Annotated in this window: 24 protein-coding genes; 18 read left to right on the plus strand and 6 right to left on the minus strand. The window is 43.8% G+C overall.

What is annotated here, in order from left to right; all coding sequences use genetic code 11:
• Positions 1–32 precede the first annotated feature (32 nt).
• The gene (gene nadA / locus BMX44_RS04115) at positions 33–1,130 is read right to left on the minus strand and encodes a quinolinate synthase NadA (RefSeq protein WP_090628391.1); all 1,098 of its coding nucleotides are present in this window, start codon (positions 1,128–1,130) and stop codon (positions 33–35) included.
• Between the two features lie 404 nt (positions 1,131–1,534).
• Between nadA and lptC the strand changes: the two genes are divergently transcribed.
• The 18 genes from lptC to ubiB all read left to right on the plus strand — a co-directional run bounded on the left by lptC (position 1,535) and on the right by ubiB (position 17,450).
• The gene (gene lptC / locus BMX44_RS04120; protein WP_090628393.1) at positions 1,535–2,098 is read left to right on the plus strand and encodes an LPS export ABC transporter periplasmic protein LptC; all 564 of its coding nucleotides are present in this window, start codon (positions 1,535–1,537) and stop codon (positions 2,096–2,098) included.
• Between the two features lie 11 nt (positions 2,099–2,109).
• Positions 2,110–2,655 (plus strand): lipopolysaccharide transport periplasmic protein LptA, encoded by a 546-nt coding sequence (lptA, locus tag BMX44_RS04125; RefSeq protein ID WP_090628653.1) that lies wholly within the window; start codon positions 2,110–2,112, stop codon positions 2,653–2,655.
• Between the two features lie 28 nt (positions 2,656–2,683).
• Entirely contained in the window at positions 2,684–3,406 is a 723-nt protein-coding gene (gene lptB / locus BMX44_RS04130; protein WP_090628395.1) for an LPS export ABC transporter ATP-binding protein, read from the plus strand.
• A 54-nt stretch (positions 3,407–3,460) separates the two neighbouring features.
• On the plus strand, positions 3,461–4,873 hold the full coding sequence (locus BMX44_RS04135) for an RNA polymerase factor sigma-54 (RefSeq protein WP_090628397.1): 1,413 nt from the start codon (positions 3,461–3,463) through the stop codon (positions 4,871–4,873).
• Positions 4,874–4,891: 18 nt separating this feature from the next.
• Complete coding sequence (gene hpf, locus BMX44_RS04140; RefSeq protein ID WP_090628400.1) at positions 4,892–5,215, plus strand: ribosome hibernation-promoting factor, HPF/YfiA family; 324 nt, start codon at positions 4,892–4,894, stop codon at positions 5,213–5,215.
• Positions 5,216–5,265: 50 nt separating this feature from the next.
• Positions 5,266–5,733 (plus strand): PTS sugar transporter subunit IIA, encoded by a 468-nt coding sequence (locus BMX44_RS04145; protein ID WP_090628402.1) that lies wholly within the window; start codon positions 5,266–5,268, stop codon positions 5,731–5,733.
• On the plus strand, positions 5,720–6,679 hold the full coding sequence (hprK, locus tag BMX44_RS04150) for an HPr(Ser) kinase/phosphatase (RefSeq protein ID WP_090628404.1): 960 nt from the start codon (positions 5,720–5,722) through the stop codon (positions 6,677–6,679). The genes BMX44_RS04145 and hprK overlap by 14 nt, the downstream gene beginning before the upstream one ends.
• A gap of 96 nt (positions 6,680–6,775) precedes the next feature.
• Positions 6,776–7,390, plus strand: a complete 615-nt coding sequence (locus BMX44_RS04155) for a flavin prenyltransferase UbiX (RefSeq protein WP_090628406.1) — start codon at positions 6,776–6,778, stop codon at positions 7,388–7,390.
• 254 nt (positions 7,391–7,644) lie between these two features.
• Complete coding sequence (gene iscR, locus BMX44_RS04160) at positions 7,645–8,073, plus strand: Fe-S cluster assembly transcriptional regulator IscR (protein WP_090628409.1); 429 nt, start codon at positions 7,645–7,647, stop codon at positions 8,071–8,073.
• A 262-nt stretch (positions 8,074–8,335) separates the two neighbouring features.
• Positions 8,336–8,680 carry a HesB/IscA family protein gene (locus tag BMX44_RS04170; protein ID WP_090628414.1) on the plus strand — a complete coding sequence of 115 codons (345 nt, stop codon included), beginning with the start codon at positions 8,336–8,338 and terminating at the stop codon, positions 8,678–8,680.
• Between the two features lie 113 nt (positions 8,681–8,793).
• Complete coding sequence (sufB, locus tag BMX44_RS04175; protein WP_090628417.1) at positions 8,794–10,230, plus strand: Fe-S cluster assembly protein SufB; 1,437 nt, start codon at positions 8,794–8,796, stop codon at positions 10,228–10,230.
• Positions 10,227–11,021, plus strand: a complete 795-nt coding sequence (gene sufC / locus BMX44_RS04180; RefSeq protein ID WP_090628420.1) for a Fe-S cluster assembly ATPase SufC — start codon at positions 10,227–10,229, stop codon at positions 11,019–11,021. The genes sufB and sufC overlap by 4 nt, the downstream gene beginning before the upstream one ends.
• On the plus strand, positions 11,018–12,358 hold the full coding sequence (gene sufD / locus BMX44_RS04185) for a Fe-S cluster assembly protein SufD (protein WP_090628422.1): 1,341 nt from the start codon (positions 11,018–11,020) through the stop codon (positions 12,356–12,358). Before sufC ends, sufD begins: the two co-directional genes overlap by 4 nt.
• Positions 12,359–12,361: 3 nt before the next feature.
• Positions 12,362–13,621 (plus strand): cysteine desulfurase, encoded by a 1,260-nt coding sequence (locus BMX44_RS04190; protein ID WP_090628424.1) that lies wholly within the window; start codon positions 12,362–12,364, stop codon positions 13,619–13,621.
• Positions 13,621–14,115 (plus strand): Fe-S cluster assembly sulfur transfer protein SufU, encoded by a 495-nt coding sequence (sufU, locus tag BMX44_RS04195; protein ID WP_090628427.1) that lies wholly within the window; start codon positions 13,621–13,623, stop codon positions 14,113–14,115. The genes BMX44_RS04190 and sufU overlap by 1 nt, the downstream gene beginning before the upstream one ends.
• 85 nt (positions 14,116–14,200) lie before the next feature.
• Positions 14,201–14,761, plus strand: coding sequence for a NifU family protein (locus tag BMX44_RS04200; protein ID WP_090628429.1), 561 nt, complete (start codon positions 14,201–14,203; stop codon positions 14,759–14,761).
• Positions 14,762–15,228: 467 nt separating this feature from the next.
• The gene (locus BMX44_RS04205; protein WP_090628431.1) at positions 15,229–15,822 is read left to right on the plus strand and encodes a ubiquinone biosynthesis accessory factor UbiJ; all 594 of its coding nucleotides are present in this window, start codon (positions 15,229–15,231) and stop codon (positions 15,820–15,822) included.
• 113 nt (positions 15,823–15,935) lie between these two features.
• Positions 15,936–17,450: a ubiquinone biosynthesis regulatory protein kinase UbiB gene (gene ubiB / locus BMX44_RS04210; RefSeq protein WP_090628434.1), complete on the plus strand. Its 1,515-nt coding sequence runs from the start codon at positions 15,936–15,938 to the stop codon at positions 17,448–17,450.
• 288 nt (positions 17,451–17,738) lie between these two features.
• Here the strand turns inward: ubiB and BMX44_RS04215 are convergent, their stop codons facing one another.
• From BMX44_RS04215 to mgtE, 5 genes are all read right to left on the minus strand, one after another.
• Positions 17,739–18,398, minus strand: a complete 660-nt coding sequence (locus tag BMX44_RS04215; protein WP_090628436.1) for an NADPH-dependent FMN reductase — start codon at positions 18,396–18,398, stop codon at positions 17,739–17,741.
• A gap of 187 nt (positions 18,399–18,585) precedes the next feature.
• Positions 18,586–19,404, minus strand: a complete 819-nt coding sequence (locus tag BMX44_RS04220; RefSeq protein ID WP_218143918.1) for an alpha/beta hydrolase — start codon at positions 19,402–19,404, stop codon at positions 18,586–18,588.
• 216 nt (positions 19,405–19,620) lie between these two features.
• Positions 19,621–20,538 (minus strand): hypothetical protein, encoded by a 918-nt coding sequence (locus BMX44_RS04225; protein ID WP_090628441.1) that lies wholly within the window; start codon positions 20,536–20,538, stop codon positions 19,621–19,623.
• Between the two features lie 999 nt (positions 20,539–21,537).
• Positions 21,538–23,115 carry an APC family permease gene (locus tag BMX44_RS04230; RefSeq protein WP_245738823.1) on the minus strand — a complete coding sequence of 526 codons (1,578 nt, stop codon included), beginning with the start codon at positions 23,113–23,115 and terminating at the stop codon, positions 21,538–21,540.
• Positions 23,116–23,263: 148 nt separating this feature from the next.
• Entirely contained in the window at positions 23,264–24,625 is a 1,362-nt protein-coding gene (gene mgtE / locus BMX44_RS04235) for a magnesium transporter (RefSeq protein ID WP_090628444.1), read from the minus strand.
• Positions 24,626–24,839 lie beyond the last annotated feature (214 nt).

Genomic DNA, 24,839 nt, shown 5'->3' on the forward strand with positions numbered 1-24,839 from the left:
TGGCAAAAATACCATGAAACTGTATTTCATGATCATGAGATGGCAAGCATCCGTTCCAGCGCCAGTTTCGCAAGCACGGCTTCGGCTTGTGGTACCTGTATACGGTTTACAACAGTTCCATTGGCCAGGTTCTCCAATGCCCATGTCAAATGTTGTGGATCGATACGCGCCATTGTCGAACACATGCAAACCAGAGGTGACATAAATTGTACGATTTTATTTTGGGATTTAAATTCTTCAGCAATTCTGCTAACCAGATTCAGCTCTGTACCCACCAGCCAGCGCGTACCCTCTTCCGCCGCTGCAATCGTTTTGATAATGTATTCAGTTGACCCGACGTAATCAGATGCGCTGCACACTTCAAAACTGCATTCGGGATGGGATATGACAATACCGTCCGGATGTTGGTTACGAAAACGGAGAATATGCTGTGGCTGGAACATTTGATGCACTGAACAGTGCCCTTTCCATAATAAAATCTTGGCTCGCTTGATCTGCTCAGGTGTCAGACCGCCCATTGGCTCATCAAAATCCCATACGGCCATTTCATCCAGCGGTATGCCAAGCTGATAGCCGCTCCAGCGCCCTAAGTGCTGATCAGGAAAAAACAAAACTTTTTCACGCTGCTGAAAAGACCACTCAAGAATCTTACCTGCATTGCTGGAGGTACAGACGATACCGCCATGCTCTCCGCAAAAGGCTTTCAGGTCAGCGGCAGAGTTAATGTATGTGACCGGCGTTACCGTCTCATCGGGTGACAAAACTTCTGCAAGCTCCCGCCACGCACGCTCTACCTTTGTCAAGCTTGCCATGTCGGCCATCGAACAGCCTGCAGCCATATCCGGCAAAATCACGGTCTGCTCATCACTCGACAGGATATCCGCCACTTCTGCCATGAAATGTACGCCACAAAAAACCAGGTAATCTGCATCCGTTTGAGCAGCCTGGTAGGCCAATTTCAACGAATCGCCAGTCAAATCAGCATGACGATATACATCCGCCCGCTGGTAATGATGTGCCAGCAAAACGACCTGTTTGCCCAAAGTCTTTTTTGCAGTTTCTATACGCTGCGCACATGCCTCATCCTGCATGTGATCGAAATTTTCAAATTCTATCGCTTCTGCCCGCATACAAATTTATTCTTTTTTTCTAATTAATTAATAAAAAATAACTGCATTAATATACAGATAAACGAAATTCCCGCGCCGGTATAATAGTCCTTAAATAACAAACCAGACCGATTCATCTTGGAACCATAGCATGATACTTGCACGAGACAAATACAAAATCAAGACACACAACAGCACAGACCATTACAGACGTCTTGTCTGTGCAACATAAAACAGTATGTGTTAGCGCTTCTAAACATAATGACATGCTATTACTACGGATAGTTCTGATATAATTTACTATCAATTAAGCATGGTAACTCAGCGAATACTCACCCGCACAAATTAGCACATCTGAATTTGCATTTAACTATGTGAATCTTCTATGAGATTTATGACACCAATTGTCATTCGAGTTTAAATTCATGTTTCGGCGTTCAAACTTCAATTTTTCTTTTATCGCATTAATTGGTCTGGCAGCACTGGCGTTATGGCTTGACAATATTACTGAGCCACTCTCACCGGGCGCTGATGACGAGCCATACCAGCAACCAGACTACATCGTTGAAAACATATCCGGATTGCGCATGGAACACGCGCAATCAATCCAGCACGTATTTCATGCACAAAAAATGTTACACTTTATAAATCATGATTTTACAAAACTCAGTGATATTCATTTCATGCACCTCAAACCGGACACGCCTCCATTTCGAGTGTCTGCCAATCAAGCCGAAATTCATAACAATGGTGAGGATATTTACTTAGCAGGCAACGTTAACGTTATACGCGGAAATGATGATGACGATAAAAAAATAATCATGGAAACAACAACACTTCATCTTATTCCGGGTAGAGAGCTTGTTCAAACAGACCAGCAAGTCGTAATCACACGGCTTAACACGACCGTTCATGGAACAGGCCTGGAATTTAATAACAATACCAACAAAATCGAACTTTTGTCCCGCGTACGCGCGGTCGACCGATGACGCGAGCATTCATGAAGAATCATTCCTTTGTTTTTCTGCTATTTTTTATCATTTCTTTCAGCGTCTTTGCCGAACGTTCTGATCGTGACAAACCAATTTATCTCGAAGCCGACCGTGCAACAGTTGAAGACATTAATCGCAAAGATTCCACACGTGTGAGTATTTTCACCGGCAATGTTATTCTGACACAGGGCACATTACGCATCAGCGCCGACAAAGTAGTCATCAAAGAAGATATCAATGGATTTCGCCATGCAACAGCAACGGGCAATCTGGTCAGTTTCCGCCAGAAACGGGATGGTGTTGACGAATATGTTGAAGGTTGGAGCAAACGTGTCGAATATGATAACAAAATAGACAAAATTGAATTATTTAAACAGGCGCGCCTCAGGCGTGGAGAAGACGAAGTGAATGGCGATTATATTTCATACAACATGAATAGCGAATTTTTTCAGGTCATCGGCAGCCACGAGCGCGGGGAGCAAACAGACACCGATAACCGTGTACGCATCATCATTCAGCCCAAAAACAAATCCGCCGAATCCAGTTCAGAATAAGCGTTTAAATACTGTGTAATAGGCGCCCATGAGTATATTAAGAGCCCAAAATTTAAAGAAACGCTACAAATCACGTACAGTCGTTCATGATGTCTCTTTCTCCTTGAATAGTGGAGAAGTCATTGGCCTGTTAGGCCCCAACGGCGCAGGAAAAACAACCTGCTTTTACATGATTGTGGGGCTTGTTCCGCACGATCACGGTGACATTTTTCTTGATGACCGCGGTTTAACTCAGCTTCCAGTGCATGAAAGGGCACGCCTGGGATTGAGTTACCTGCCTCAGGAAGCCTCAATATTCAGACGACTGACAGTTGAAGAAAACATTTTAGCCATCCTGGAATTACACCGCCTGAATGACGACCAGTTACAGCAACAACTTGATGAATTATTACATGACTTGCACATTAGTCATATTCGCAACAATACTGCGATGAGTCTATCTGGTGGTGAACGAAGACGTGTAGAGATAGCACGCGCACTGGCTTCTCGACCAAGATTTATCTTACTGGACGAACCATTCGCGGGCGTCGACCCCATTGCTGTCATGGATATCCAAAAAGTCATTAATTTTCTGAAGGAACGTGATATCGGAGTTTTGATCACCGATCACAACGTTCGCGAGACACTGGGTATTTGTGACCGTGCCTATATCATCAATGATGGAAAAGTGTTGGCACAAGGTGCGCCAGATGAAATCATTTATAATGAGCATGTCAGGAAGGTTTATTTAGGTGAGCATTTTCAGTTGTGACAAGCCTCATACAATATTTATAGTTTGATAAACGCCTATCTGTATCTTGGAATTATGAAGCCCACGCTCCAGCTAAAACTATCGCAACAGTTAAATCTCACCCCTCAATTACAGCAATCAATTCGATTACTGCAGTTATCCACGCTCGAATTAAATCAGGAGCTTGAGCGCATCATTCAAGAGAATCCATTATTAGAATTAAATGAAAACTGGGACACCAAGCCATTTGAAACCCAGAAAGCTGAAAATGATACTCACCCTGATCATGATCTCGACGAAAAAAATACGACACAAACCGAGCAGGATACTGAATGGCTTGAAAGCAGTTCAACATCGAATTTTACCCAGAATGAAGATTATGAAATACCCCAGCTGGCTGCCGAACCGACTACTCTCAGAAATTACCTGACACAGCAATTATCGCTCAGCCAGGTGCCGGATCGAGAAAAAAAAATTGCCGGCCTGTTGGTGGACAGTTTGAATGATGACGGTTATTTGACACAGGATCTCGATGAATTATTATCCATTCTGCCCGACGAACTAGGTATTGAAATTGAAGACTTGAATCAGGCACTCACCTGTCTTCAACATCTGGATCCCCCAGGTGTTGGTGCGAGAAATTTACAGGAATGCCTCTTATTACAACTGGAAAGCCTGCCTGAGAATACTGCACACAAAAAACAGGCTATCCGCGTAGTAACGCAGCACCTGGACATGCTGGCCTCTCATGATTATGCATTAATAAAAAAATTATTAAAATGCGACGACCAGAGTTTACGTGCAATCCAGAAACTGATCGTTAATTTGAATCCAAGGCCAGGCTCGGATTTTAATTCGACAGATACGCGCTATATCATACCCGACATTATTGTTAGCAAAGTTAATGGCGTTTGGATTGCCAATCAGAATATCAACGCCCTTCCGAAATTAAACATTAATCATTATTACGCGAATATTCTTAGACAAAAGCACGACGAGTCTTCAAAAATCCTGTCAAATCAGTTAAATGAAGCAAAGTGGCTGATTAAGAATCTGGAACAGCGTTCCAGTACCATACTCAAAGTATCAAATGCAATCGTTGAAAGACAGCAACAATTTTTTGAGCATGGTGAGATTGCTATGAGGCCGCTAATCCTCCGTGAAATTGCAGAGTCTCTGGAGCTTCATGAATCGACCGTTTCGCGTGTTACGACTCAGAAATTCATGCATACACCTCGCGGTATTTTTGAACTTAAATATTTTTTTGGCAGTCATGTCACCACAGACACGGGCGGTTCCTGTTCGGCCACAGCCATACGGGCATTAATCAAACAGCTCATACAAAAGGAAAACCCGAAAAAACCCCTGAGTGACAATAAGATAGCAGGTATCCTTGAAGAACAAGGTATTGTAGTTGCTCGCAGAACAATAGCCAAATACAGGGAATCCATGCAGATCCTTCCCGCAAATCTACGCAAGACATTTTAATCATTAAAAGGAAAAACTATGAATTTGAAACTAACAGGCAATCATGTTGAAATAACTCCAGCTCTGCGCGATTATGTCAATACCAAAATCAGCAAAGTTACTCGTCATTTCGATCATGTCATCGATGTCAGCGTTATTCTGTCTGTTGAAAAACATAAACAAAAAGCCGAAGCGAATTTGCATATCCGCGGCAAGGATATATTTGTTGAAGCTGACAGCACTGATATGTATGCATCTATCGACAGCCTGGTAGACAAACTCGACCGCCAGGTCCTCAAACACAAAGAAAAGAACCTTGAAAAAAGAAATCACCAAACATTGAAAGATCAAGAGTTTGATTGATGCGGTCGCTAACCCTTGCGACTTAAGATTTCATCTAACACTGGAAATCCATGAATCTAATTTCACAATTATTACCCGAATCGAATGTTATTATCGATCTGGATGTGGCAAGCAAAAAGCGTGTATTTGAGCAGGCGGGCTTATTATTTGAAAATACGATCCAGATTGCCCGAAGCCAGGTTTTTGACAGCTTGTTCGCGCGGGAAAAACTTGGTTCTACCGGTCTTGGGCAAGGTGTAGCAATTCCACATGGACGCATAAAAGGGCTGCGTGAAGCTGTGGCAGCTTTAGTCACAATGAAAGAAGCCATTCCCTTTGATGCGCCTGACGGGCAACCCGTCAGTATCGCCTGTATACTTTTGGTACCTGAAAAAGCAACCGACACCCATCTTCAGATTTTGAGCGAACTGGCCCAAATGTTCAGCGACAAAAAATTTCGTGAAAAAATTCTACACAGCAAGGATGCTGCTGAAATTCATCAACTGATTGCAGATTGGACGCCTCATGTCTCAAATTAGCATATCTGATCTTTACGAAAACAAACAAGAGAAGTTGAAACTGATCTGGGTAGCTGGAATGGCTGCCAAGAATAAGATACTCAGTGATGACTGGATCGCACAATCCAACCAGGGTTTGATTGGTCATTTGAATTTTATCCACCCGAATTGGATACAGGTTCTCAGTCGCAACGAAGTCGACTACATCAATAAACTGGATGTCCAAAACCTTCACAAAAAACTTGATTTGCTGAAACAAAGCCGTCTCGCCTGCATAATCGTCGCCGACGGTGCAAATGCACCGGATTCGATGTGCCAGATGGCTGATGCAGTCCATATCCCGTTACTTAGGTCACCCTTTCCCAGTGTGGAAGTCATCTGGTTACTGCGTTCTTACCTTGGCCGTGTTCTTGCGCCTTCGTGCTGTCTACACGGCGTTCTCCTGGATGTTCTCGGCATGGGTGTATTGATCACCGGTGAAAGCGGTGTCGGCAAAAGCGAGCTGGCGCTTGAGCTTATCAGCAGAGGACACGGACTTGTCGCCGATGATGTAGTTGAGCTACGCAGAATCGCGCCGGAGACACTGGAAGGAAGATGCCCGGAAATTCTCCGTGACTATTTGGAAGTTCGCGGCCTTGGCATGTTGAATATTCGCACCATTTTCGGTGAAACTGCTGTTCGCCGCCACAAGAACATGAAACTGATTGTACATTTACAAAACACAACCGGTTCTGAAACATACCAGCTGGAAAGATTACCGATTAGTAATCTGAACGAAACAATCATGAATGTGGATATTCCAAAGGTCATAATACCAGTGGCAGCAGGCCGCAATCTTGCTGTACTTGTCGAAGCGGCAGTACGCAATTATGTTCTGCAATTACGCGGCATAGACAGCACTAAGGATTTTATCGAACGCCACGAACAGAAAATGGCCAATTCACCTGAAAATCAGAATAAGCAATAGCGGAAAACTTCTGTCGTTGCCGATAACCAGCAACCTATCAGTATAACAATCAGAACAGCGAATTCGAGTTGATACACCTGACCGGAAAACCATAAAATGTCCACGCCCCGCACCGTTACACTTGCACTGACCGGCGCTTCTGGTATGGCCTATGGCATTCGTTTGCTGGAATTGCTGCTGCAAAGTGGGCAACATGTTTACCTGCTCTACTCCAAAGTTGCGCAAATTGTTGCCCAACAGGAGATGAATATGACGCTCCCCTCCCAACCCCGAGAAGCTGAGACCTTTTTCAAACAGCTACTTAGCCCCGCATCAGGCCAATTAGAAATATTTGGTCGCGAAGCCTGGTTCTCACCTGTTGCCTCCGGCACCAATCCAGCCGATGCAATGGTCATCTGCCCATGTACCATGGGAACTCTAGCTGCTATTGCTTCAGGCTTGAGTCAGAATCTGATTGAACGAGCGGCTGATGTCATGTTAAAGGAAAAACGGCAATTGATACTGGTACCCCGGGAAACGCCATTCTCTGCATTGCATCTAGAAAACATGCTCAAGCTTTCAAACTCTGGAGCAGTCATTTTACCGGCCAACCCTGGTTTTTATCATCACCCCCAAACAACCCAGGACGTAATCGATTTTATCGTAGCACGCATACTGGACCACCTGAGAATAGAACATCGGCTGATGCCCCGCTGGGGCGAAAAAAATTAGCCCATAATTTATTCTTTCTATACAAAACAATATGTTGACGTTTCATTTCTTGTGTTTTGCTCGCCTCATATTTGACTTGAACCGGATTCTGGCAACAACTCCGATACGCTGTCTTCACACTCCAGACCCTTGTTCAAAATTATAGTTGACTAATTCAATCAGGAATTGTATAGTTGACTAAAATAATCAAGTATTCCTTATTTGAAGTAGTGCTTTTTTATTGTTAATTACAAATCACCAAGGAGTGTTTAGATATGAGATTGACTACAAAAGGCAGATTTGCAGTAACGGCACTTTTAGATCTTGCTATGCAACAAAGCAGCAATCCGGTAACGCTGGCTGACATCAGTCAGCGCCAGAAAATTTCACTGTCCTATCTCGAACAGTTATTTGCCAAGCTTCGCCAGTCCGAACTTGTTGACAGTGTTCGCGGCCCTGGTGGCGGCTACTGTCTTGCTAAAGAACTGGAACAAGTTTCTGTTGCCGATATCATCCTGGCTGTCGATGAGCCAATTGATGCCACTCAATGCGGCGGCAAAGAAAACTGCCATAACGACAGTAAATGCATGACCCATGACTTATGGGCAAAACTCAACGATCTGATATTTGATTATCTGGGCGCTGTTACGCTGAAAGAACTCGTCGATCATCAGGAAAGATCGGGAAATTGTTCCCCTGTTTGATATGCGCAGGTCAACAGCTGCTTGAACGGGCGCAATTCAGTATAACAAGCTCAACGGCATTTTCAGCAATTGCCCGCGGCCAGATAAAAGGATTGGTGGATATTTCAGAACGGTTAGAGTTAAATTATGTCATAAACAAATCAGGTTTGAGCCTCGGCCAGACTTTGAAGCAATCAACACAGCTGTCAAATGATCTAAACGTATTTTCTGGGCTGCACGATGCAATGTTTAATGATAGATAAAAGGAAAATCTAAATATATTATGTCTCTTACTTTAACTGAAAATGCTGCTAAGCACATCAAGCAACAAATTGCCAAACATGGTCACGGTATTGCCTTGCGTATCGGTATACAGAAATCGGGTTGCTCCGGATATTCCTATACGTACGATCTTGCCGATGAAATTAAAGAGGATGATCGATTATTTATATCTGAAGACACAAACATTGTTGTCAATACCAATGATTTGCCTTTCCTTAACGGTTCAAAAATTGATTTTGTTCAAGAGGGCCTAAACAGCTTTTACAAGCTCAGTAATCCCAATATCGACAACACATGTGGCTGTGGCGAAAGTTTCAGTTTAAATGAACCGGTCGAAGAAAGATAATTCACATAATAAAATCAATAAATTCTAATATAAAAAATAATATTCTGTTACTACAGCAAATTACATTCTAGATAGCCTAAGCTAATAGACAAATTGACAAAGGAATAAACTCTATGAGTGCTGTATTACAAAATTTGGTTAACCAACCATACAAACATGGCTTCGTCACGAATATCGAGTCGGAAATTGCACCAAAAGGACTCACAGAAGAAACGATACGATTAATTTCAGCAAAAAAGAATGAGCCTGAATGGCTTTTGGATTTCCGTCTGAAAGCCTATCAGAAATGGCTTACCATGTCAGAACCTGACTGGCAGAACGTTCATTATTCAAAAATTGACTTTCAGGCAATCAGCTACTATGCGGCACCGAAACCGAAGGAAAAGCTGTCCAGCATGGATGAAGTTGATCCCGAGTTGTTGCGCACTTTTGAAAAACTGGGTGTGCCAATGCATGAAAGAGCAGCGCTTGCCGGCGTAGCGGTTGATGTTGTTTTTGACAGTGTTTCTGTTGCCACTACCTACAAAGAAAAACTTGCCGAGGTCGGTATTATTTTCTGCTCAATTTCAGAAGCAGTTCAAAAGCACCCGGATCTGATCAGGCAATATCTCGGTACAGTTGTGCCTGTCGGCGATAATTTTTTTGCAGCACTGAATTCTGCGGTATTCACAGATGGATCTTTCTGTTATATACCCAAAGGTGTTAAGTGTCCGATGGATCTGTCTACGTATTTCCGTATTAATACCGAAGGGTCCGGTCAGTTTGAACGCACCCTAGTGATTGCCGAGGAAGGTGCTTCCGTATCCTATCTGGAGGGCTGTACCGCACCGCAATTTGATACCAATCAATTGCATGCCGCAGTTGTTGAACTGGTTGCCCTTGATAACGCGGACATCAAATATTCAACCGTACAAAACTGGTATGCCGGCGATGAAAACGGCGTTGGCGGCATTTACAATTTTGTCACAAAACGGGGACTTGCCAAAGGCGTCAATTCAAGAATCTCATGGACACAGGTTGAAACCGGATCAGCAATTACTTGGAAATATCCTTCGTGTATTTTACGTGGTGATAACTCAATCGGTGAATTTTATTCTGTCGCACTCACCAATAATCTCCAGCAGGCTGATACCGGCACCAAAATGATACATCTTGGGAAAAATACTCGCAGCACCATCATCAGCAAAGGCATTTCAGCTGGCAAATCAAACAGCAGCTATCGTGGACTTGTGCGTATCACACCCAATGCCTCGAATGCGCGTAATTTTTCACAATGCGACTCCATGCTGGTGGGAGATCAGTGCGGCGCACATACTTTCCCTTACATACAGGTACAGAACAGCAGTGCAAAAGTTGAGCATGAAGCATCTACATCGAAAATTGGCGAGGATCAACTGTTTTATTTTGCGCAGCGCGGTATCGATTCAGAAGAAGCCGTTTCAATGATCGTAAATGGTTTTTGTAAAGAAGTGTTTCAACAGCTTCCTATGGAATTTGCTGTAGAAGCTACGAAATTGCTGAGTTTCAAACTTGAGGGCAGTGTAGGATGAAGAATCAGAACAACAAAACAATTCTTGATGTACAGAATTTGCATGCAAACACGCAATCGACAGAAATCCTCAAAGGAATAAATCTGACAGTTAAACCCGGTGAGATACATGCCATCATGGGATTGAATGGTTCAGGCAAGAGCACCTTTGCCAAGGTATTAGCTGGACATCCGGACTATACGGCTACACAGGGCAATATTCAATTCGAGCAACAGGATTTACTGGCTCTGTCCCCGGAAGAACGTGCACAGGCAGGTATATTTCTGGCGTTTCAATACCCTATTGAAATCCCCGGTGTAGCCAACAGTCAGTTTCTGCGCCTCGCTTACAATACCATTCAGTCAAAACGGGGCAATGACGAGCTTGACCCGCTAGAATTCGACGATTTTGTTCGTGAAAAAATGAAACTGCTGGAAATGAATCCTGACTTTCTTGATCGCAGTGTCAACGAAGGATTCTCGGGTGGCGAAAAGAAACGCAATGAAATTTTGCAAATGGCGCTGCTTGAACCAACACTCGGAATTCTTGACGAAACCGACTCCGGCCTGGATATTGACGCGCTTAAAATAGTTGCAAAAGGCGTCAATCATCTCAGTAATTCGCAGAATGCCATGATCCTGATTACCCATTACCAACGTTTGCTGGATCATATTGTGCCGGACTACGTCCATGTCATGGAAGCAGGTCGCATCGTTAAAACAGGTGGAAAAGAACTGGCGCTGGAATTGGAAAAACACGGTTATGACTGGCTTCATGATGACCGTCACAACAATGTAGGAGTATCAGCATGAGTGAACCGGCAAATGTGGATTATCTTTCATGCCTGTTCAAGTCGCTGGATGCAAAAACTGATGACAGCGTGAACGCGGGCACATCGCCTGAGAACCCACAATCATGGTTAAAACAATTACGTGCACAGGCAATTGAAAATGCTGGACAGCTTAAATGGCCCACAACAAAGGATGAGGAATGGCGTTTTACTGATATTTCTTCATTAGCCAAACTGCCTTTCAAACCGGCACAGCCTGGACGAATACCAGCCTTATCAGACATTCAGCCCTATTTGATCAAGGAAGCAGTCAATCGCCTGGTATTCGTCGACGGTTTTTTTGCACCGGAACTTTCCAGTATTGCATCTGAAAGCCAAATGCTTATCGGCAACCTGGCAGCGTTAGCAACGCAACATGCCAGTACCATCATGCCGCATTTGGGCCAGCATGTTCAGCACCAGAAAAATCTGTTCGCAGCATTGAACACTGCGTTTTTACATGATGGTGCAGTCATTGTCGTGCCACAAAACAACGTTGTCGACCTGCCTGTCCATTTATTGTTCATCTCCACGCAGGTGGAAACGACTCATTATCCGCGTTGCCTGATTGTCGGAGAGGCCAACAGCAAAACAACTGTAATTGAAGATTATGTCGCTCTTCAGAAGAACGCCGAAGATGCATATATCACTAATTCTGTTGCTGAATTCAAACTTGCTGCCAATGCGCAGATCCAACATGTTCGTTTACAACGTGAAAACCAGAACGCTTTTCATCTGGCAAACTGTGCTGTATCTCTTGACCATGCCAGTCGCTATCAGGCAGTTAGCGTTTCCTTGGGTGCAAAAATTTCACGCTACAATCTGGATGTCCGGCTAGAAGCAGAAACTGCCGAATCCATTATTGACGGTTTAGCGTTAATTACAGATCAACAACTGGCTGATACGCATACCTGCATTGATCATTTGAAACCAAACTGCACCAGCCATCAGAAACATAAATGTATCGCTGACGGTAATGCACACGCGGTTTTTAATGGAAAAATCATTGTTCGGCCCCATGCCCAGAAAACGAATTCTTCCCAGTCAAGCCGCAACCTGTTGCTTAGCGATAAAGCCCAAATTGATACAAAACCCCAACTCGAGATTTTTGCCGACGACGTCAAATGTGCACATGGTGCAACCGTGGGTCAATTGGATAAAGAAGAAATTTTTTATTTGAAAAGCCGCGGCCTATCAGAATTAACAGCCCGCAATCTCCTCACATATGCATTCGGCGCTGAAATTCTGGACAGTGTTCCTGTAGCTTCGCTTAAGCACACACTCGAGCAGATTGTACTTAACCAAACTCAAAGCTGTTAGATTATGGCCCAAAATAATGTATTAGCAGCGCTGGATACAAGCGCAGAATTCGACGTGAATAGAATCCGTGCGGATTTCCCAATTCTGAGCATTGATGTTGGAGGCAACCCGCTGGTGTATCTTGACAATGCCGCCTCCAGTCAAATGCCGCAGCAGGTTATCGATCGTCTGGTGCACTACCAGACCGCCCAACACGCCAATATCAATCGTGCTGTGCACTATCTTTCAGAAGTGGCTACAGATGAATATGAGAAAGCCCGTCACAAGATACAGCAATTTTTGAATGCTCGTGAACAACGAGAAATTATCTTTACCAGTGGCACCACGGATTCGATCAATCTGGTGATGCACGGCTATGGCCGCCGGTTTATCCAGGCTGGTGATGAGATCATTCTAACGACACTTGAACACCATTCCAATATCGTACCCTGGCAAATGCTTGCCAAGGAAAAAGGCGCCGTAATTCGTGTCGTACCCATCAATGACGCCGGCGAGCTCGACATCGATGCGTATGAAAACCTGTTTAATGAACGCACCAAATTTGTCGGCCTTATCCATGTTTCCAATGCGCTCGGGACGATCAACCCGGTTAAACAGATGATCGATTATGCACACCAACATAATGTTCCCGTATTAATTGACGGTGCTCAGGCCGCTCCACATATCCCGATAGATGTACAAGCGCTTGACTGTGATTTTTATGCTTTCTCTGCACACAAGCTGTGCGGCCCAACCGGTGTTGGGATGCTCTACGGCAAGGCGTCGTTACTTGAAGCCATGCAACCCTTCAAAGGCGGCGGCGACATGATAGCTTCGGTCACTTTCGAAAAGACAACCTATGCCGATATCCCTCACAAGTTTGAGGCCGGCACACCGCCAATCGCTGCAGCTATCGGTTTTGGTGCGGCAATTGATTATCTGTGTTCTATCGGCATGGACCAGATCGCCGCACACGAGACAAAATTGCTGCATTATGCAACGGAACGCATTGATGCAATCAAGGGCGCAAGAATTCTCGGGACTGCCGCAGAAAAAACAGCTGTCATATCTTTTGTACTTGATGGCGTTCATCCGCATGATATCGGCACCATCCTGAGTCAGGATGGCATTGCCGTGCGTACTGGACATCACTGCGCACAACCTGTTATGCAACGGTATAACGTTCCCGCAACATCGCGCGCATCGTTTGCTTTCTACAACGACATATCTGAAGTGGATGCCTTGATTGAAGGCATTCAGAACGTGCAAAAGATTTTTCTATAATGAGTACAAAATCACTTTACCAGGAAGTTATTCTCGATCATAACCGCAAACCCCGCAATTACGGAACGCTAGACCATGCCAACCACAAAGCAGTCGGCCATAACCCTCTATGCGGTGACCACCTCGACATTACACTACAGCTTGAGGAAGATCACATCAAACAGATTGCATTTCATGGTGAGTCCTGCGCCATCTGCAAGGCCTCGGCTTCTATGATGACGACAGCGGTCAAAGGCAAAACCCGTTCTGACGCAGAAACCCTTATTCAGGAATTTCGCGAAATGACTTTGGGTGAGCTTGATTTAGAAGGTCCGCATCACCTCGGACGCCTTACTGTTTTTTCCGGAATACGGGATCTGCCAACACGGGTCAAATGTGCAATCCTGCCTTGGCACACTTTGCATGCTGCATTGAATGATTTGACCGATGTTTCAACAGAGGCGGCAAATGATCCGGTCCAAAACATTTCAGAAAATGCGTCCGATAGCGTATAGCCTACCAACCACGTTAATCGGAATGAAACATCGTTCCATATTACGAATCGTCGCGAATTAAAGTTCAACAGTACAATAAGAAATTATGCCGAAAATAGCTGATATCGAAGGTACGCCTAATAAAAACGCACTAAAATTTATTCTCAAGGAACCGTTGACCTGGGGCGTTGCGCGTTCATTTGACAACGCAGATGCCGCCAAAGATGATCCATTGGCCTCTTCGCTGTTTGAAATCGACCATGTAACAAACGTATTTTATATTGATCACTGGATAACAGTTACACAGGATGGTGAAGCCAACTGGCAGGACCTGGCACGAGAAATTGCCGATCCGATACGTGCAGCACCCGCTGCAAGTAAACAAACTGAAGAAGCGGTTGCATCTGCTAACGATCTGCTCGATCAGCTTAGCCCCGAAGATCAAAAACGCCTTGAGAGAATCAATATAATGCTTGATGAGGAGGTGCGCCCTTATCTCCAGCATGATGGTGGTGATTTGCATATACTGGGGTTGGAAGGCAACATACTCAGAATTCACTACCAAGGCGCCTGCGGGACCTGCCCAAGCTCTATTACCGGTACTTTGAGAGGCATTGAACATATGCTGAGAACAATCGAACCCGATATACAAGTAATTGCCTGTTAATTACAGGCCCTGAAAATTTTTTGTAAACTCAGCATAGAAATGCTTATATAGCTTATATACAATCCGTGTCGGTGTTGCTTACCCGGATAAACCATTCAGCCCCACTCAGGTTTCGTGGTATCGAATAAATTCATTTTATTCGATAATACTGCGACAGCTTCTTCGACGGCCCAATCTGGAAATTGAACAGGTTTCACACTTTTTCATGTATACCTTTATCGATTGGGTCGTTATTAAATTCATTGAGGCTGCTTTCGGGACGAATTTTTCAATCCAACCTTCAAATTAGCGATACAATATCGGGATGACAAACGCTGAATCACAGGATTGAATTACTATTCATTTACGGTCTGCATAATGAATTGCCATTACCGGTTCAGGTTCTATAATATCCAGTCTGCTAAAAAACCTACGGATCCCGATGGGATGTACTCTTTTATCGATCGAAAACCACCTGAATATTGATTATGTTAACAGTATTCACAGTAGATCAGTTTAATCATATTTTGCGCCGGGAAGACTGGCCGCTTAAACGGTTACAACCATTTAAAGGGAAAACAATCCATTTTCGATTACCACCGATACTTGATTTAAGACTGATTATTCAGGAGAACGGTGAGTTATTACAGAGCCATGATCAACCTGAAGCCGATGTCACGCTTTTGATCATGCCTGCCCTATTGCCAGGATTGATTGCACGCGACGAATCGGTTTACGACAATATTGATATTTCGGGTGATTCTGGTTTCGAAAATGAATTGATCGCTATCGGCAAACATATCAGACCAGGCATTGAGCAGAACCTCGGCAAAATCATAGGAGACATTCCCGCACACCGGGTCGTGCAGGCCGGCAATGACATTTTTCAATGGCATATTAATTTGACCAGAAATCTGACAGAAGCAATGGGCGAGTATTGGCAGGAGGAACAACCGTTATTAGTAAAATCCGGCGCTGCCAGAAAAACTTCAGAACAAATAAAATTATTACAACAGGACACTGATCGTTTGAAAGCCAGAATCAATCGAATTATTCAAGCAGCAAACGCGGACCAAGTCTAATGATGATTATTTAGGCCATGTTATGAAAGCCACTTAACCTCCAGAAAACCGTTCAATCCGGTTATGCTAAAGATAACCAGTGTCCGGATAGGTTATATTTCACACACATTTTAATGCGCATATTTCGTCTCCTTAAAATACAATCTGTAGCATTTCGTTATGGGCTGGATGAATTTTTCACAACTCACGGTCCGTTGCGTTTTTTAAACAAACCGATCAGATGGTTGACTTTCTGGCGCAAACTGGACAAGCCGCGCGGTGAACGATTGCGTTTAGCGCTTGAGGCACTAGGCCCAATTTTTGTCAAATTCGGTCAAATGCTGTCAACCCGACGCGATCTCATACCGCATGATATTGCCGATGAACTGGCAAAGCTGCAAGACCGGGTCCCGCCCTTTTCTTCGGATATCGCACTGAGCATACTTGATAAAACCTACGAAAATAAAGTCGATGAGGTTTTTCTGAAATTTCATAAAGACCCTATTGCCAGCGCTTCAGTTGCACAAGTGCATTTAGCGGTATTGCACGATGGTACCGAAGTAGCAGTCAAGATACTGCGGCCTGGGATTGCTCCTATTATCACTCATGATATTGATTTGATGGATACAGGGGCATGGCTGGTTGAGAAACTGTGGCCTGACGGACGGCGCCTGAAACTCAGGCAAGTAGTATCAGAGTTTGCCCGACATCTTGACGATGAACTTGACTTAATGCGCGAGGCTTCGAACTGCAGTCAACTACGCCGTAATTTTCTGAATTCGCCTTTGTTACTGGTTCCAGAGGTTTACTGGGACTACTGCCGCAACAACGTTATGGTTATGGAACGCGTATCCGGCGTGCCGATCAGTCATGTCGATGAATTAATCGCAAATCATATTGATATTCCATATCTGGCGCGAATGGGTGTCGAGATTTTCTTTACACAGGTATTCCGTGACGGTTATTTCCATGCAGATATGCATCCCGGTAACATATTTGTCGGCGACGACGGTCGGTATATTGCTGTTGATTTTGGCATTATGGGAACACTCAGCGATGAAGACAAAAATTATCTGGCACAAAACTTCCTGGCTTTTTTCAGACGTGACTATGCCCGGGTTGCGCAGGCGCATGTAGAGGCCGGCTGGGCACCCAAAGAGACCCGCGTTGATGAATTTGAAACAGCCATTCGCGCCGTATGCGAACCAATATTTGATAAGCCACTCAAAGAAATCTCTTTCGGGCGTGTATTGTTCCAGCTGTTTCAGACTTCACGTCAGTTCAACGTAGAAATACAACCGCAGCTGGTTTTATTACAAAAAACACTGCTCAACATTGAAGGATTAGGCCGCGATCTGGATCCCAATCTCGATTTATGGAAAACGGCCAAGCCTTTCCTTGAAAACTGGATGTCAGAACAGATCGGATTGCGCGGCCTGTCTGGCCGCATACAAAAAGAAGCACCTAACTGGGCAGTCATTTTTCCGCAGTTTCCGCGCCTGCTTCATCATTTGCTGGCCGAAAACCGGAATCAGGGTCTTGAAGAAAAATTACAAAAGTTGATTACAGAAGAAAAGCGACAAAACCGCCTCCTCATCTATGTCGTCATTCTGTTGATTGCATTATTGCTCTGGCAAGTGATCCAGTAATTACGCGCAGTACTGTTTTGTTTTGTTTTGTTTTGTTTTATTTTATTTTATTTTATTTTACCCATAATTGACGTATTTCTGTCTCGTTGAACGTGTAAACGACCCCAATGTTTGCAACGAGAAATTAGTAATCTGTCACCGTTCAGCATGGCTCCCCGACCAGGGCTCGAACCTGGGACCTGCGGATTAACAGTCGGCAGTTTATCCCAAAGCCCTTGCACTCATTACTGATCATACAGTTCCATGGGATGTATCCGTGTGCATATCTCTGTTGCTAAAGTTTTTAATCTAGAGATTCGAAGGAGTATTTCTTTGTGATGGGTCTCTTTTGAATGATTTTATTAGTGTATGGGGATCGATTTCGTGCCTATGGTTTCTGGCTGCTGATGCCCACCACTTGAGTTGCATGAACGTTCTGCCAAAATAGTTAGCCCATTCTTCAGAATCCACATTTTCAAGAAAGGAACCGTCATCAGCTAGTACTTCATGTGCTTTGGGAATATGAATCATAGCCGAAACCGGTAAACAACCAAGCTCCGATAGAAAAGTACGCATTCCAACCGCAGCTCTTGCCCCACCCCATTGCCCAGCTGAATAGGTAACAATCGCGCTGGGCTTGTAAGAAAAAATAGAGCTTCCGAAATGATTGAGTAAATGGGATAAAGCCGGACTCATGAAATGATTGTACTCAGGGCTCACCATGACATATCCGTCAGCAGCTTTAATTTTTTCTGCCAAAGATTGCAGGCAGGACGGTGCCTTTGTTCGAGAGTAGGAAAAATAGGGTTTGAATATTGGTTCAATATCAAAATCCAATGGATCAATCAGCTCTGCAGAAGGCTCTTCTTTGTAATTCGACACACAAGCCTTTGCTACTCTTAGGCCAAGTCGTGGAGGATTGGGCGGCGTGCTATCTCGTACCGTACCAAGAAAAACAAGAAATTTCATAGGTGTTCCAATTACATCCTTGATAACTTTTAAAAAGTTTGATGAATGTATTATATTTAACTTATTATAGTTGACTGTAACAGAAGTGAATCCGGATACATACCCATTCCAGTGTTCAGGTAACCGGATCCACTTCTATGAGCGAGCTGGATAAAAAACACTTGCTGTGATAGAACCGTATTATGGCCTACAATATGTGTCGACGGTTTTGCTCGTCATCAACTTTCACTCTGCCAGTCTTTATTGAATTGAAGATGTGATCAAATACAACGCCTATATTCCCCTTTTCATCGCCCAGGAAATATGAATGGCCTTTAGGCTTATCATATCTATTATTAAAATTATCACAGTCAATTTCATAAACATTGGATTGTGTTTTTTGCATGTTCTCTGGACCGGTATGACCGAGCCTTCTTGAGGCCACTTTGTTTTTCGAATTCGATATCTTGCTTGATCTTAACGCAAGGTCGTCGGTTGCATAATACACAGATACGTTTCTTGATGACTGGCTTATTAAACGACCATCCTGTCCCTCTTCCAGGGATTCATTAACAATATCAGCAGCCATTAAAATAGTATTTCTAAATAGAAGCGGCACACCGTTTGCCAGGTCATATTTATTCCATGCTGAAAGAGTCTCTCTAAATACTCTGTTCCCCATCGAATGAGCAAGTATATTTATGCGTTTGAGGCAAGGGTTATCCTCTGGTTCTTCATCCCTCCATTTCATAAAAAACTGTAACGCACGGGCAAATGAAAATGCGCTCATATCTGCAGATTTCTGATCGTCCCAATAGTCCTTTACGATTCCTGGGTCATCATCGCAAGGCCATACTACAGGGACCACCTTAACCAGATTTTCTTCTTTGACGTCAAAGAATTTTTGAAGTTTTTGTGTTCGTGGAAATATATGTGGTTCAGGTAGATTCGAAAAACCATGAATAAAAAACAATATTTGCTTTGCATCGCTGTCCCTAAGCCTGGCTAGCCATTCTTTAGAACCCAACTCAATGTAGCTATCCTTACCAATTCTCTCGCAACAATATATCGAATTGGATGGCGCGTTTATCTTCAAGTCAAACTTGAACGTGCGATTTACTTTTGTACGTATAGACCCTTGTGGCTCTCGGTTGGTAACGAACAACATAGCGGTTCCTCCGCATCTATTGGGAAAAAAAATTTTTGATTATTTTTTTGCATTAGATTCTCTTGCAAAACTCAATTAGGAATTACCATTTTTGATATCGTCGAATGCTCTAGCAGCTGAGATCAAAAGTTGGGCAGTGTTTTTAATCCAGTCAATTTTTGTTTTTTCCCAGGTATCCCAACCCTTGGGGAGTTTTTTTTCTTTGAACATCAAAGTCAAATCCGCAACGGTCAGTGTTGGTTCCGAGTCTATAGTCTTTGCATCAGGTTTATTAGCAAAAAATGCAAACAGTAGTCCAAATTCTCCAGCAGCCCCCACCAGGTTATTTTCTCCTGCAACTTTTGTCAGCGTTTCAGCGAATTCTCTTTTTTGATCAGACTGTTCGGTGCTGGGCTCATTTGTAAAAAAACTTTTTAATTTCTCTTTTACAAGGTCCCATCCTTGTGAGTGCACATCACTTATATCTTGAAGCACTAATTTTGCGGCTTCTTTACTATTGACTTTCGAATCAGGGTCTCTGGCTAAGTTTTCAGCAATAAATGCAGCCACGTCGGATTGTTTGATAAAGCCGTCCGTTACATAATTAACCAATCGATCAAAGTCGCTTTGACTGAATCTTCCTGAACCCCTTTTTGCAGGGTTGCCTTGCAAAATACCACTATGTCCTGGATGTGAGCCTTGTGAACCTGGAAAATCCAAACTAAAAAGTCCAACGGGTAAAAGCGCACTCGGTTTTCCAGAATCATCGAACATACGTGCGTGGTTCCCTTTTGCGAAAATTTTTAGAACCTCACCCAAATCACCACCGCCTGAATTACCAAGATGTGTAACATCATCAACACTTGCAAGCGGTTCGGTTATGCTATTGCGAACGGGAAGATCACCTGTCGCTACTACAGCTCCTATGAATGGGCAAGTCGCTTTTTTTTCTACTATTGCCCGGCGTTCTGTAAAGGATAACTGAATTTTTTTACAATCTGCATCGACCGTCATTTTAACCTCTCTTCAAAAATATTCTGATTAGCTGAAGTGAAAAACTTTGAATATTTTGTTAGCAGCAGGTATGTGCGTATTGCACCTTACATAGGTATGAACCGTAAGGCGTCAAAATCAAATTTACCAATATTTGAAAGATATCATTATCTTAAAACAGTGCATATACGTATTAACACGTATTGTTAAAAAGATAAAAAATTCGAACAATTTAATAATAATGAAGTATTGAAACAAGGAATTGCAACAGTGAGAAACTACTTTACTGTTTACAGTACTTGGCTTTGCTGAACAGGATCTGACAGTGGAGCGGAAAAATTATTGTAGCATGCGGTTTTATCCCTTCAATTCGTATTTGACGAGTTCAACGATTATTTTGGAGAGGCTGGGAAAACTGAAAAAGTTGGTTTTTATGTGGAAGCTAATCCTGGAATGTTGAAATTTGATAATTCGACGATTGAAAATAAGGTACGGAATATAGATGATATTTTTGCTGCAGTAATTTTATATAAACAGTCAGTCCTGAAAATATACCCAAATAATTGATATTACATATAAATAGCTGTATTTTTTCTGTTTGAATCGACCGATAATATTAAAATAATTACATGCTTTCTGGTCGAAAGGGTGATTTATGGATGCTTACACCGGGCAGTTTTGCCCACCAACCGAATCTGTTTGACACAGACTTGTTGCTACAGCGTGATCCAGCCGATCTATTGTTACGACTTGCCTTAGAGATACCCAAGCATATGGGTTTGATGATGCATTTTCCATTCATTATATGCAATCGACAGGTGCGCTGATGGCTGCTTGCGCACGTGATCTGAATAAATGGCTACTGGCCATTTTTGGATCTTTTTTTCCTGCAAAAAAAGCAATGTGTGCCAACATTTCAGACTGAAAAAAATTGACAGGAATTTAATCCAGTTCCAGTTGCTGACTGCATCGATGTGCTGAAAATTATCAGCAAAACTTTCACAGTTTTGACTACTTAAATCAATACCTGTTTTTAGCGATTACACGACCGGCAATACGCTTATCTTCGCTATCCAGAACCATATGGGCCCTTTCAAGTGGTAATGTCTCACCACGGAAAAACCTGGGCTCATACAGATTCCACAGCAGCATTATGACCACACCAAACAGCAGCGTAACCACACCAATAATAAATACGGCTCCCACACCAGCAATCGAGCCACTGGAACCGTAACCGGGGTCCATCATGTTCCATGCCTGAAGCACTGCCACGGCAAACAGAATTACGGCAGCAATTGCAGGCAAAATGACTTGCAGTAACGCCGTATGCCAGTGGTTGAAAGCCGTTCGGAAAAAATAAAGTGCACAGGAAGATGCTGCCACAATATAAAAAGTACACACGGCTATACTGACACTGAGAATCGTGTCTTCTACTATCGATTCACTGATCAGACTCAACGTTGTGTAAATAATCAACGTCATCAAACCGATCGTCCAGGTTGCAAATTTTGGCGTATGTGTCACTTCATTGACTGATGCAAAATGCGATGGAATCGCCCGATACGTCGCCATGGCCAGCGCAATCCTCGCTGAAGGCATGATAGTAGACATCGTTGCCGAGAATGCGGATACACAGATAATTACCGCAGCAACCAGAGCACCATTCGGCCCGATAATATTTGTAGCCAGTGTCGTAATGCTGGAATCAATATTGTTGGCATGCGTCAGGCTGGATTCATCATTTGTATCAATTCCGGCATAAGATAGCGCTGCAATCGAAAAGACAACATACGTAAAAATTGTAATACTCATTGCAATGACACCACTGCGCCCTGCTTGCTCGGGACTGCCGTCAGTTTCCTCTGACATGGCCAGCGACGCATCGAACCCCCAGAAAATAAATAATGCAATCATAAAACCCTTGAGAAATACATCGAATGATGGAATTGCAAACGGGTTAAACCATTCCCATGAGAACGGTTCTGCACTTTCCAGGGCCTCACCCTGCTGAACACGTGTAAACAATATAACTGCCAGTAAAATCAGGATGCCATATTGCGCAAAAGTTAAAATCATGGTGGTTCGCGACGATTCACGGGCGCCCAACGCTGTTAAGTAGGTCGTGCTGAAAATAAAAACTAAAGCCACACCCAGGTGAAACCAGACAGGCGTATCACTCATGTTAAAAATAACAGCGACTGAGATGACGGTGATCTGAGTGGCAGCAACGCCCGCCAGTATACTGCCCAGTAATAACGCCCATCCGCCAAACCATCCGACTTTGGGTCCGATTGCCTTTGTTCCCCAGGTAAAAATGGTACCGGCATCGGGCGCAGCGGCCGTAAGATATTTATACGACAATGCAACAAAGAACATTGGAATCACAGACAAAACAAATACGACTGGCAGTTGGTAACCACTGCCGGCAGCGCCATAGCCCAACGCACCAGCCAGTGAATAAGCCGGTGCAGTCGCTGCAAGACCAATGGTTACCGCTGCCCATCTGGACACTGACCCTTTTTGCAGTCCCTTGGCTTTTAAACCGTGCATGTGTGTTTCTTCGTGCATTTCTACCTCGTCGCGTTGAAAACCTATCATCCAGGCTCTTGGAATTGATGCGGTGTTTTGGAACAACCGCGTGCTGCTCAAGATTTCAAGATGGGCACATTCTACTGATTTTCGTCGTTGGATTAAAAAAATTTAATCGAACACCGGTAATCAACTTAACATCAGTTTTCAGACCCGTTCACAGAAGATAATAAGTGGCCAGACCCAGAAAACTCATAAAACCAACCACGTCTGTAACAGTCGTTAAAATAACCGCTCCGGAGAGCGCCGGATCAATATGCATACGCTGCAGAATCAGTGGAATGGCAATTCCGGACGCTGCAGCAGCAACCAGATTGATAATGATGGCTGCTGCAATCACCATACTGATTCCGATATTCTGAAACCACAACCAGGCCATTACCGCTATTACTACTGCCCATAATAATCCGTTCAGAATGCCAATGAGTATCTCCTTTCGAGCCAGCCAGAATCTATTGCCACTGGTAATCTGATCGAGCGCAAGCCCTCTTATGGTCAATGTCAGTGTCTGACTGCCGGCGATTCCACCCATACTGGCCACGACCGGCATCAGTACAGCCAGCGCAACAATCTTGTCCAGTGTATCGGTGTATATTCCAATCACCCACGCTGCCAGAAAAGCCGTGATCAGATTGATACCAAGCCAGACAGTTCGACGCTTGGTGCTGCTGATAACCGGCGCAAACAAATCTTCTTCTTCATCCAAACCATCACGCCCCAAAAGCGCACGGTCTGTTTCGGCACGCAGAATTTCCATGGCGTCATCCATCGTGATGCGGCCAATCAGCCGATTGTTCTGGTCCACAACCGCTGCTGAAACCAGGTGAAATTGTTCAAAAAAAAGTGTTACCGCATGTTCATCATCGGTTGCGAGAATTGCCTGCTGCTTTTCCATCACATCTTTAACGAGTATTTCCCTGTTATGTGTCAGCACTTTGTTGAGCAACAGTTTTCCCTGGTAAAATCCAGATCGGTCTATTACCATCAATCCGTCCGTATAATCGGGCAGCTCTTCGTGTAATTGCAGATAACGCAGTACGACTTCAAGGGTGACATCATTTCTGACAGTAATGACATCCTGACTCATCAAACGCCCTGCCGTACCCTCCTCGAATGAAAGATTGGTTTCAAGCCTTTCAAGAATTTCATCGGGTAGTTTTTCTTCTATGGACTGACGAACATGCTCCGGAAATTCTTCGAAAATATACGCCAGATCGTTTGCATCCATCTGCTCTACAGCCGCAACCAGCTCGTCGGGTTTCATGGTGATGATCAAACTGTTTCTGACCTCATCATGCAGAAATGACAGTGTTTCAGCTTCTTGCGATTCAGGTACCAGCATCCATAGCTGCACCCGTTTTTTTGGTGGCATGGCTTCAAGTATGTCAGCCAGTTGCCCGGGATGTATTACTTCCAGCAAAGTACGTAATTGTTCATATTCCTGCTCTTGCAGCAATGCGAATATCTGATCCAATGAGATTTTTGCAGTTTCGCCCGGTGGATTCTCCAGTTCTATCATTGCGTATGTTTCCCTATTGAGTGAAGTTGTTCTAATATTCCCGACCACACTTTGATCGATTCTGACCTGTAACTGGAAACGACGATACAAAGACCCGGATTCACTCAGGTTTTGTGTTTTTTTCTATCACCGGTTCCGGCTGAAGCTGCATGCAATACGATACAGGCTCATACATACATGGTATGGATAATTTAGTTAGCAGGACATGGAAGCA

Source organism: Nitrosomonas marina (assembly GCF_900110145.1).
GTDB lineage: Bacteria > Pseudomonadota > Gammaproteobacteria > Burkholderiales > Nitrosomonadaceae > Nitrosomonas > Nitrosomonas marina.